Source organism: Erwinia sp. (genome assembly GCF_031978025.1).
GTDB lineage: Bacteria > Pseudomonadota > Gammaproteobacteria > Enterobacterales > Enterobacteriaceae > Erwinia.
Genome location: NZ_DALZCD010000229.1, coordinates 1 through 6,965, shown reverse-complemented (window position 1 = coordinate 6,965; position 6,965 = coordinate 1). Strand labels below are relative to the sequence as shown.

The 6,965-nt window shown below is 58.1% G+C and carries 5 protein-coding genes; 2 read left to right on the top strand and 3 right to left on the bottom strand.

Annotated features, from left to right (window positions below):
- A partial coding sequence (locus RTK32_RS16515) for a membrane-bound PQQ-dependent dehydrogenase, glucose/quinate/shikimate family (protein WP_312045876.1) occupies window positions 1–2,340 on the top strand: 2,340 nt, incomplete at its 5' end.
- A 46-nt stretch (window positions 2,341–2,386) separates the two neighbouring features.
- Here RTK32_RS16515 and RTK32_RS16510 read toward each other — a convergent pair.
- From RTK32_RS16510 to xseA, 3 genes are all read right to left on the bottom strand, one after another.
- Window positions 2,387–2,719, bottom strand: a complete 333-nt coding sequence (locus RTK32_RS16510) for a protealysin inhibitor emfourin (protein WP_312045874.1) — start codon at window positions 2,717–2,719, stop codon at window positions 2,387–2,389.
- On the bottom strand, window positions 2,716–3,729 hold the full coding sequence (locus RTK32_RS16505; RefSeq protein ID WP_312045872.1) for a M4 family metallopeptidase: 1,014 nt from the start codon (window positions 3,727–3,729) through the stop codon (window positions 2,716–2,718). The genes RTK32_RS16510 and RTK32_RS16505 overlap by 4 nt, the downstream gene beginning before the upstream one ends.
- A 120-nt stretch (window positions 3,730–3,849) precedes the next feature.
- Window positions 3,850–5,220: an exodeoxyribonuclease VII large subunit gene (gene xseA, locus RTK32_RS16500; RefSeq protein ID WP_312045870.1), complete on the bottom strand. Its 1,371-nt coding sequence runs from the start codon at window positions 5,218–5,220 to the stop codon at window positions 3,850–3,852.
- Window positions 5,221–5,390: 170 nt separating this feature from the next.
- On the opposite strand from xseA, the gene guaB reads away from it, so the two are divergent.
- On the top strand, window positions 5,391–6,857 hold the full coding sequence (guaB, locus tag RTK32_RS16495) for an IMP dehydrogenase (protein ID WP_312045868.1): 1,467 nt from the start codon (window positions 5,391–5,393) through the stop codon (window positions 6,855–6,857).
- The last annotated feature ends 108 nt before the right edge of the window (window positions 6,858–6,965 follow it).

Sequence of the window (6,965 nt, the reverse complement as noted above, 5' to 3'; positions counted from 1 at the left end):
ATTGGCGGCGGAAAGCTGGTGTCGCTAGGCGGCAGCTGGTATTTCCTTCTGGCCGGTATCGTCACCGTGCTGGCCGCTATTCAGTTTTTCCGTCGTAAATCTTCCGCCGTTGGGGTTTATGCGCTGGTATTTATCGGTACGGTAATCTGGGCATTACTGGATGTCGGGCTGGATTTCTGGCCGCTGGTATCGCGCCTGATGACTCCCGCCGGGCTAATGCTGTTGGCCGTGATAACCCTTCCCGCGTTGCGCAAAAGCGAAGAAAAATCCTCTGCGGCAAAACCGGCTTATAGCGCTGCAGCCGTGCTGGTTGCAGGCCTGGTCGTGACCTTCGTACAGATGTTCCAGCCGCACTCGCCGGTAACTGATGGCAGTGAACTGCCGCTGGTGCCGGTTAATAAAGCTGGCGAACAGAAAAACTGGGACAACTACGGCAACACGCCGGGCGGCAGCCGCTTTGTGGCGCTGGATCAGATTACGCGTGACAACGTGAAGGATCTGAAAGTGGCCTGGACTTTCCGCACCGGCGATATTCCTGACAGCCCTACCGGCAACGGCGCGGAAGACCAGCAAACGCCGCTGCAGATTGGCGATGTGCTTTACCTTTGTACGCCGCACAACAACGTGATTGCGGTTAACGCCGACACGGGGAAAAAGAAGTGGGAGCACGTGGTGAATGCTAAGGCTGAAGTCTGGAACCGCTGTCGCGGCCTGGCTTACTTTGACGCCACTCAGCCGCTGAAGCAGCCTTCCGTGCCCGGCTCTACGCCTGTGCCACAGGCGACGCTGGCGGCAGGTGATAGCTGTCAGCGTCGCCTGCTGATGAACACTATCGATGCACGCCTGATGGCTATTAATGCCGATAACGGCGAGCTGTGCCAGAACTTCGGCGACCACGGCGTGGTTGACCTGAAAGCAGGGCTGGGCGAAGCGCAGGATCCTAAATATCAGCTGACCTCTGCGCCGACGCTTGCGGGCACTACCGTTGTGGTCGGCGGCCGCGTAGCGGATAACGTCCAGACCGATATGCCCGGCGGCGTCATCCGCGGTTTTGATGTGATCACCGGTCAGATGCGTTGGGCATTCGATACCGGCAACGACGATCCGAATGCTGCGCTGCAGCCGGGCCAGAACTACGCTCGCAGCACGCCTAACTCCTGGGCGCCGATGTCCTACGATCCCGCCATGAATACCGTGTTTATGCCAATGGGCAGTTCGTCGGTCGATCTGTATGGCGCAACGCGTACGGCGTTAAACCATAAATATGGCGCTTCCATTCTGGCAGTCGATGCGACTACCGGCAAAGAAAAGTGGGTTTATCAGACGGTACATAACGATCTGTGGGATTTTGACCTGCCGATGCAGCCAGGCCTGATTGACTTCCCGATGAAGGATGGCACCAGCAAACCGGCCGTCGTGATTGGAACCAAAGCGGGCCAGATCTACGTGCTGGATCGTCTGACCGGCCAGCCGCTGACCGAAGTGAAAGAAGTGCCGGTCAGGAAGGGCAATATTCCGAACGAACAGTACACGCCGACGCAGCCTAAATCTGTTGGTATGCCGCAGATTGGCGCAGATACGCTGAAAGAATCTGATATGTGGGGCGCCACGCCGTTCGATCAGCTTGCCTGCCGTGTGGCCTTTAAATCCATGCGTTACGACGGCCTCTACACCGTGCCGGGCACCGACAAAGCGCTGAGCTTTCCGGGTTCGCTGGGCGGCATGAACTGGGGCAGTCTTTCTACCGATCCCAACAATCACTACATCTTCGTCAATGACATGCGTCTTGGCCTGTGGGTGCAGATGATCCCGGCCAATACCGGCGCTACCGCCCGCGGCAGTAACGGCGGTGAAGCGATTAACACCGGCATGGGTGCGGTACCGCTAAAAGGGACGCCGTATGCGGTCAATAAAAATCGCTTTATGTCGCCGCTGGGCATCCCTTGCCAGAAGCCGCCGTTCGGTACGCTCTCTGCTATCGATCTGAAAACGCAGAAGCTGGTGTGGCAGGTGCCGGTTGGCACCGTGCAGGATACCGGCCCGTTCGGCGTCAAAATGCATGCGCAAATGCCGGTAGGCATGCCGACACTGGGCGGCACACTGGCTACCCAGGGCGGTCTGGTGTTTATTGCGGGCACGCAGGATTACTATCTGCGCGCGTTTGATTCGGCTACCGGGAAAGAGGTGTGGAAAGCGCGCCTGCCGGTGGGCAGTCAGGGCGGCCCCATCAGCTATAAATCGCCGAAAACAGGGAAACAGTACATCCTGATTTCAGCCGGCGGCGCGCGGCAGTCTCCGGATCGCGGCGACTACGTGATGGCTTTCGCGCTGGAGAAATAAGCGCAGTAATAAAAAGCCCCGCCATCGCTGGCGGGGCTTTTTACTTTTACTGGCCATCCTGCCAGAGCTGTACCAGCCCGGGTGGCGCCTGATCCTCAGGGATAAGGATCACCAGATTGCCAACCTGCTGCTGCGTGGCATAGCTTATTTCGATACGATAATAACGCTGATCGCCTCTTCCGGCGCGGCTCTGCTCTCCCGGGGGTTCTCCCAGCGGCAGCGCCTGACGAAGCACGCTACAAACATGTTCCCGCTGTGGAGGATTCAACTGGGCGAGCGTGATGCGCTTCGCGCCAGCCAGTTTAGGGATATAGGCAAAGCCGCCTTCGCGCGCCACGTCGATCACCGCGTCGTCGCTCAGTTCCGGAAGTGAATTCATAGCACGCCAACCTCCTTCCAGGCATTTTCAATGGCCTGACCAACCGACTTATTAAAACGCTTCTGACCGTGATTAACGGTATACCGTGCAAAGGTTTTAAAATCGGCGTTCTGCGGCAGCGTTTTGTCGCACACCGTATCGTACCAGGCGTAGCCGGCCTGCTCCCAGGCATAGCCACCCAGCGCTTTCGCGGCCAGGTAGAAAGCGCGATTGGGGATACCGGAATTGAGATGCACGCCGCCATTGTCGTCGCGCGTTTGTACATAGCCCTTCATATCGGCAGGTTGGGGGTCTTTGCCCAACAGCGGATCGTCGTAGGCCGTACCGGGTGCTGACATTGAACGCAGGCCTTTACCATTGATGCCTTTGGCCAGCAGGCCTTCACCAATAAGCCAGTCTGCCTGGTCGGCCGTCTGCTTACGGCTGAACTGTTTAACCAGCGAGCCAAACACGTCCGACAGCGATTCGTTTAGCGCGCCTGCCTGCTCAAAATAGATCAGTCCTGCCTCGGTTTCCGTCACGCCGTGCGCCAGTTCATGGCCGACCACATCCAGCGCAATGGTAAAACGGTTGAAGATCTCGCCGTCGCCGTCGCCAAATACCATCTGCTGACCGTTCCAGAAAGCGTTCTGGTAGCCTTTACCATAATGCACGGTGCCTTTCAGCGTCAGTCCCTGATTATCCAGAGAGTTGCGCTGGTAAGCCTGCCAGAAGAAATCATAGGTCACGCCCAGGTAATCGTAAGCCTCGTTGGCGGCGACGTCGTTATTACCCGACTGGCCTTCGCTGCGCACCAGCGTACCGGGGAGGTTTTGCGTCTGCTCTGAATCATAGATTTCCCGCTGAACCTGGCCCGGCGTGGCGGTTTTCGCCCCGTCCGGTTTAACCCAGGTTTCCGCCATCAGCGTCTGCACGTGCGCCAGCGTTTGACGCGCGTGGTTTTGCTGCTGGCCAGAGCCGTTATCAATGATTTTGCGCAGAATGTAGGGAGGAATGACGCCGTAATGCATACCATGCTCCTTGGTCTATCGTAAATGTCCAAAAAGTATAGTGGTTACTTTGCGTACGCGCATCGCGGGTGCCCACATTTTTGCTCTGGATATGACTGGCCCTGATTCAGGGCCAGTCATTCAGACTTTTTTCGCGCGGGATTTTTTTACGGGCGTGACCACCGTGACTTCGCTCTCTATCCAGCCGTCGTTCAGCCTGGTCTTCAACCGGTCGCCGGCCTTCAGCTGCGCGGTTTTTTTAATGGCCTGACCATCGGCTGCGGTGGTGACGCTAAAACCGCGTGCCAGCGTCGCCAGCGGGCTGACGCCTTCCAGCTGTGCGGCCAGCGTGGCGAACTGCTGCTTGCCGTCGTTGAGCTGCGTCTGCATCGACTGCTGTAAACGGTAGCGCCACTGCTGAAGCTGCTGCTGCGCGCGATAGAGGCGGTTCTGCGGCTGCGTGGCGGCCAGCCGTTGCGTCGTCTGTTCCTGCTGACGAGCGGCCTGACGCAGCCGCAGCTGCATGGCGTCATCCAGCCTGCGGTGGATGCGCATCAGCGCCGTCTGCTGACGCGCCAGCCGCAGCTGAGGATGCTGCTGCTGTAAGCGGTGATGCAGGCGGGTAAACGTCCGGTTCTGCTGAGCGAGATAGTAATCCATCGCCATCTCCAGCCGGGTCTGCTGTGACTGCAGCTGGCGCAGCAGCTCGATCTGATTGCGGCTGACCAGCTCTGCCGCCGCAGAAGGGGTAGGGGCGCGCAAATCCGCGACAAAATCGGCGATAGTCACGTCGGTCTCGTGCCCCACGGCACTGACGATAGCGATGCGGCTGGCGAAAATCCCCCGCGCCACGCGTTCATCATTAAAGCTCCACAGATCTTCCAGCGAACCGCCGCCACGACCCACGATCAGCACATCGCATTCTGCACGCTGGTTTGCCAGCTCAATAGCACGAACGATGCTGGCTGGCGCATCCGCACCCTGGACCGGTGTGGGATAGATGACAACCGGCAGGGAAGGGTCACGGCGGTGTAAAACCCGCAGCACATCGTGCAGCGCTGCGCCGGTGGCGGAGGTGATTACGCCAACCTGACGAGCCGGATCGGGCAGCGGCTGCTTATGGCTCTGTTCAAACAGGCCTTCGCTTGCCAGCTTCTGCTTCAGCTGCTCGAACTGCTGCTGAAGCAGCCCGTCGCCGGCGGGCTGCATACTTTCGGCAATCAGCTGATAGTCGCCGCGCGGCTCATAAAGCGTGATGGTCGCCCGGACCAGCACCTGCTGACCATTTTGCGGCCGAAAGGTGGTGCGACGATTGCTATTGCGAAACATCGCGCAGCGTACCTGCGCGCCGTCATCCTTAAGCGTAAAGTACCAGTGGCCGGAAGAGGGCTGGGAAAAGTTAGAGATCTCGGCGCTTAGCCAGACCTGGCCCATCTCCATTTCCAGCAGCTTGCGCACCGTAGTATTCAGGCGGCTGACGGTAAAAATATTGGCGGTTGGCGGTAGCGACATGTGATTGAGATCAAACTTTAAATCAGAGGGTTAATTAACCGATACTACATGCCTGACGAGACGGATCAAGAGTTTTTCATAAATAATGCTGGAGGCAATCGATTACGCCCTGTATAATGCCGCGGCAATATTTTACAAGTTCTCATTCACCCTGAGGTTGAGATATTGCCATGCTAAGAATCGCTAAAGAAGCCCTGACATTTGACGACGTGCTGCTCGTTCCCGCTCATTCGACTGTGTTGCCTAATACGGCCGACCTCAGTACCCAGCTCACCAAAACCATTCGCCTGAATATTCCTATGCTCTCTGCGGCTATGGACACCGTGACCGAAGCGGGCCTGGCTATTGCGCTGGCGCAGGAAGGCGGCCTGGGCTTTATCCATAAAAATATGCCCATCGAGCGCCAGGCGGAAGAAGTCCGCAAGGTGAAGAAGCATGAAAGCGGCGTGGTAACCGATCCACAAACGGTGCTGCCGACAACCGCGCTGAGCGAAGTGAAGCTGCTGACCGAGCGTAACGGTTTCGCAGGCTATCCCGTGGTGAACGGCAACAACGAGCTGGTGGGCATCATCACCGGCCGTGACGTGCGCTTCGTCACCGACATGAGCCTGCCGGTCTCTGCGGTGATGACGCCAAAAGAGCGTCTGGTTACCGTACGCGAAGGCGAAGCGCGTGAAGTCGTACTGCAGAAGATGCACGAAAAACGCATCGAAAAAGCACTGGTAGTGGATGACGCTTTCCATCTGCTGGGCATGATCACCGTTAAAGATTTCCAGAAAGCCGAACGTAAGCCTAACGCCTGTAAAGATCAGGAAGGTCGCCTGCGTGTGGGTGCCGCGGTGGGCGCGGGTGCGGGCAACGAAGAACGCATAGACGCGCTGGTCGCGGCTGGTGTTGACGTTCTGCTGATTGACTCTTCGCACGGTCACTCCGAAGGCGTGCTACAGCGTATCCGCGAAACCCGTGCAAAATATCCTGACCTGCAGATCCTTGGCGGTAACGTAGCGACCGGCGCCGGCGCGCTGGCGCTGGTTGAAGCCGGCGTGAGCGCGGTGAAAGTAGGTATCGGCCCTGGCTCAATCTGTACTACCCGTATCGTTACCGGCGTGGGCGTACCGCAGATCACCGCTGTTTCTGACGCCGTTGCCGCGCTGGAAGGTACCGGCATTCCTGTTATCGCCGATGGCGGTATCCGTTTCTCCGGCGACATTGCTAAGGCGATTGCGGCGGGTGCCAGCGCGGTAATGGTTGGCTCCATGCTGGCAGGTACCGAAGAATCACCGGGCGAAATCGAACTCTACCAGGGCCGCTCGTTTAAATCCTACCGCGGTATGGGTTCCCTGGGCGCGATGTCTAAAGGCTCTTCTGACCGTTACTTCCAGACCGATAACGCGGCGGACAAGCTGGTGCCGGAAGGCATCGAAGGTCGCGTAGCCTATAAAGGCCGCCTGAAAGAGATCGTCCACCAGCAGATGGGTGGCCTGCGCTCCTGTATGGGCCTGACCGGCTGCGGCACCATTGAAGCCCTGCGCACCAAAGCGGAATTTGTTCGCATCAGCGGCGCGGGCATCACCGAAAGTCACGTGCACGACGTCACCATTACCAAAGAGTCGCCAAACTACCGCATGGGTTCCTGATAACCCGGCCCGATGCCCGGCGCTGACCGGGCATTTTACTTAATCCCTGTATTTGTTTATCGCTCTGGAAATAGCCCAATGACCACGGAAAATATCCATAAACACCGC

What these genes read in the sequence shown, in the direction of transcription:
- RTK32_RS16510 (WP_312045874.1), bottom strand. Translation starts at nt 2,719, where the DNA reads ATGAATTCACTTCCGGAACTGAGCGACGACGCGGTGATCGACGTGGCG.
- RTK32_RS16505 (WP_312045872.1), bottom strand. Translation starts at nt 3,729, where the DNA reads ATGCATTACGGCGTCATTCCTCCCTACATTCTGCGCAAAATCATTGAT.
- xseA (WP_312045870.1), bottom strand. Translation starts at nt 5,220, where the DNA reads ATGTCGCTACCGCCAACCGCCAATATTTTTACCGTCAGCCGCCTGAAT.
- guaB (WP_312045868.1), top strand. Translation starts at nt 5,391, where the DNA reads ATGCTAAGAATCGCTAAAGAAGCCCTGACATTTGACGACGTGCTGCTC.